The organism is Streptomyces mexicanus, from assembly GCF_902506575.1.
Lineage (GTDB): Bacteria > Actinomycetota > Actinomycetes > Streptomycetales > Streptomycetaceae > Streptomyces > Streptomyces mexicanus.
Genome location: NZ_LR732544.1, coordinates 2,590,885 through 2,594,542, shown reverse-complemented (window position 1 = coordinate 2,594,542; position 3,658 = coordinate 2,590,885). Strand labels below are relative to the sequence as shown.

At 73.9% G+C, this 3,658-nt stretch carries 3 protein-coding genes; 2 read left to right on the top strand and 1 reads right to left on the bottom strand.

All coding sequences use genetic code 11. From position 1 onward, the window contains the following. A partial coding sequence (locus GV126_RS11655; RefSeq protein ID WP_159665324.1) for a TerD family protein occupies positions 1-825 on the bottom strand: 825 nt, incomplete at its 3' end. A 291-nt stretch (positions 826-1,116) separates the two neighbouring features. Here GV126_RS11655 and GV126_RS11650 point away from each other — a divergent pair. Both GV126_RS11650 and GV126_RS11645 read left to right on the top strand, forming a co-directional pair. Continuing rightward, positions 1,117-2,304 (top strand): HpcH/HpaI aldolase/citrate lyase family protein, encoded by a 1,188-nt coding sequence (locus GV126_RS11650; RefSeq protein WP_159665322.1) that lies wholly within the window; start codon positions 1,117-1,119, stop codon positions 2,302-2,304. Positions 2,305-2,333: 29 nt separating this feature from the next. Continuing rightward, a partial coding sequence (locus GV126_RS11645; RefSeq protein ID WP_201299831.1) for a phosphoribosyltransferase family protein occupies positions 2,334-3,658 on the top strand: 1,325 nt, incomplete at its 3' end.

Genomic DNA, 3,658 nt, shown 5'->3' with positions numbered 1-3,658 from the left:
GATGAACTGCGGGCCCTGCGGCGGCAGCCGGAACCCGGGGTCCGGTGCGCCCGCCACCGGCGGGGGATACCCGTACCCCGCCCCCGGACTCGCCCCCGTGGCCGCCGCGGCGGGCTGCTGGGGGTAGCCGTACGCCGGCTGCGGATACCCATAGGCCCGCTGCGCCGCCGGGGGCGTCTGCACCGGCTGCTCCGGCGGCAGCGGCTGGGCCACCGTCGCCGCCGCGTCGCTCGCGGCCGGCGTGGCGGAGGCGCCGGAGGTGTCGGAGCCGGCGCTCTGCTCCGTCTCGTCCACCGAGATCCCGAAGTCCGTCGCCAGGCCCTTCAGCCCGTTCGAGTAGCCCTCGCCCAGCGCCCTGAACTTCCAGCCCTCGCCGCGCCGGTACAGCTCGCCGCAGATCAGCGCCGTCTCCCGGCCGGTCTCGGGCTTGATGTCGAAATACGCCAGCGGCTCGGCATCGGCGAGGGCCGCGTCGTACAGCAGGATGCGCAGACCGGTGACGCGATCGAAGGTGACGCCGTCCGCCGAAGCGACGAGGAGGATCCGGCCGACCCCCGGCTCGACGCCGGAAAGATCCGTCTGGATCGTGTCGGTCAGGCCCTCCGCGTCCCGTCGCTTGCCGAGCCGCCAGACCTTCCCGGAGGGGTGCCGGGGCTGGTTGTAGAAGACGAAGTCCTCGTCGGAGCGCACCCGGCCGTCGGCCCCGAGCAGCAGAGCCGAGGCGTCCACGTCCGGCACGCCCGGGCGGGGGGTCCAGCGCACGACGGCCCGTACCGCGGTGGCGTCCAGCGGGACGTTCGAGCCCTTCAGCATCGCGTGCGTCATGCGATCATCCTGCCTGCTCGGTCCTGCTCACGACAATGCGGGGGCGCCGTGGCGCACCCCGGCGGCACCCCTGGCCGTACCCCGGCCGTGCGAGGCCCGCCGGAGCCGGCGCCGACCCGTCCGAGTCCGTACCGGTCACCAGAAATTCATGCCCCGCGGGAACTCCGGACACGGACTCGTACGTACTATTACCGGCCACCTTTTTTCGACAGCTCGGCCGGCCGGAGCCCCCTCGGCACCCGGCGGGACGGCCGTCCGTACCGGCCACTCGCGTCACCACGGGGGAGCTTCATGCGTCACTTCGGCCACCTCAGCCCTGAGGTGCGGCAGCGCCTCTTCCACCAGGAGCCGGCGGAGTTCACCGCCGACTCCCCGGCCCGGCTGCTGTCCGCCGCGCTGGGTGCCACCCTCTACAGCCCGGCCACCCGGCCGCACCTGGCCGACGACATCCTCAAGCAGGCCGCGCGCGGCGTGGTGTCGATGGTGCTGTGCCTGGAGGACTCGATCGGCGACGCGGACGTGGCCTACGGCGAGGAGAACCTCGTCGCCCAGTTCACCGACCTCGCCGCCCGCGCCCGGACAGGGGAGAACCCCGACGGCGCCGACGTGCCGCTGCTGTTCGTCCGGGTGCGCGTGCCCGGGCAGATCACCGACCTGGTGCGGCGCCTGGGGCCGGCGGTGCGACTGCTGTCCGGTTTCGTGCTGCCGAAGTTCACCGGGGAGCGGGGGCTGCCGTTCCTGGAGGCGGTGCAGGAGGCCGAAGCGGTCGCCGGGCGGCGGCTGTTCGCCATGCCGGTCCTGGAATCGCCGGAGCTGCTCTACCGGGAGTCACGGGTGGAGACCCTGGAGGGGATCTACCGCGCCGTCGACAAGTACCGGGACCGGGTGCTGGCGCTGCGCCTGGGCGTGACCGACTTCTGCTCCTCCTACGGGCTGCGCAGGTCCCCCGACATGACGGCCTACGACGTCCAGGTCGTCGCCTCCGTGATCGCCGACGTGGTGAACATGCTGGGCCGGGCCGACGGCACCGGGTTCACGGTGACCGGGCCGGTGTGGGAGTACTTCGGCAAGCGCACCCGCATGTTCAAGCCGCAGCTGCGGCAGAGCCCGTTCGTCCAGGTGCAGGCGGCCGAGCTGCGCGAGAGGCTGATCGAGGAGGCGATGGACGGGCTGCTGCGGGAGATCTCCCTGGACCAGGCCAACGGGCTGCTCGGCAAGACCTGCATCCACCCCAGCCATGTGCTGCCGGTGCACGCGCTGTCGGTCGTCAGCCACGAGGAGTTCAGCGACGCGGTGGACATCCTGCGGCCGGAGCGCTGCGGCGGAGGCGTGCTGAGATCGGCGTACACCAACAAGATGAACGAGGTGAAGCCGCACCGGGCCTGGGCCGAGCGGACCCTGCTGCGGGCGGAGGTCTTCGGCGTCGCCCGGCAGGACGTCGGCTTCGTGGAACTGCTCGCCGCGGGCATACCCGGCTGACCCGCTCGCCCACTGACCACAGGGAACGCATGAACAACGAAGTCAACGACCGGGTCTGGTCCGGCAGCTGGGTCGCCGAGCGGCTCGGGGTCGAGCTGGAGGGCGACGCGGAACTGACACAGCTGCTGGGGCTGGCGCTGCGCCGCAACCCCCGGCGGGCGCACCTGCTCGTCTCCCACGTGCTCGGCAAACACGTGCCGCAGTCCCCGTCGGTGGTCCACGGCCATGGACTGGCGCTCGGCCGCCGGGTGCGGGCCCTGCTGGGCGCGGACGAGGCCGCCTCGGCGGTGGTGCTCGGGTACGCCGAGACCGCGACGGGGCTGGGCCACTCGGTCGCCGACGGCCTGGGCACGGCGCCCTACCTGCACTCCACGCGCCGCCCCGTGCCCGGCGTCGCCGCGGCGGGCGGCTTCGAGGAGTCCCACTCGCACGCCACCTCCCACCTGCTGCTCCCCGAGGACCCCGCCCTGCTGGCCGGGGACGGCCCGCTGGTGCTGGTGGACGACGAGTTCTCCACCGGGAACACGGTGCTGAACACCATCCGTGACCTGCACGCCCGACACCCGCGCCGGCGGTACGTGGTGGTCGCCCTGGTGGACACGCGGTCCGCGCAGGACGCCGAGCGCCTGGCCGGCTTCGCCCACGAGATCGGCGCGCGCATCGACCTGATCACGACCGCCTCCGGCACGGTCCGCCTGCCCGAGGACGTCCTGCGGCGCGGCCGGGAACTCGTCGCACGGTACGACAGCGCGACGACGGTGCCGGGCACGGCCACCGTGCCGGACGGGACGAGGGCGCCAGAGGGGACACCGACGCCCGTCCGGGTCGAGCTGGGCTGGCCGCGAGGCGTCCCCGACGGCGGGCGGCACGGGTTCTGGCCGGTGCACCGGGAGCGGCTGGAGCGGGCGCTGCCCGCGATGGCCGCCAGGATCGCCGAGGCGCTGCCCGCGCGGGCCCGGCGGGTGCTGGTGCTGGGCTTCGAGGAGTTGATGTACGCCCCGCTGCGGCTGGCCGGGGAGCTGGAGCGGATCACCGACGCCGAGGTGCGCTACTCGACCACCACGCGCTCGCCCGTCCTCGCGGTGGACGACCCCGGGTACGCGATCCGCACCCGCCTGGTCTTCCCCGCGCACGACGACCCGGCGGACGGCCCCGGCGAGCGCTACGCCTACAACGTCGCGGGCGGCGGCTTCGACGCCGTCGTCGCGGTCGTCGACTCCGTCGCCGACACCCCCGCGCTGCACGCGCCGGACGGCCTGCTCGCCCGGCTGGCCGCGCACACCCCGCACGTCCTGCTGGCCGTCGTGCCGTCGTACGTCCCCACGGCCTCACCCCCACCCCAGCAGTCCTCCAC

Bases quoted from the DNA above. Each gene is read 5' to 3' on its own strand.
- GV126_RS11650 (WP_159665322.1), top strand. From the start codon at position 1,117: ATGCGTCACTTCGGCCACCTCAGCCCTGAGGTGCGGCAGCGCCTCTTC.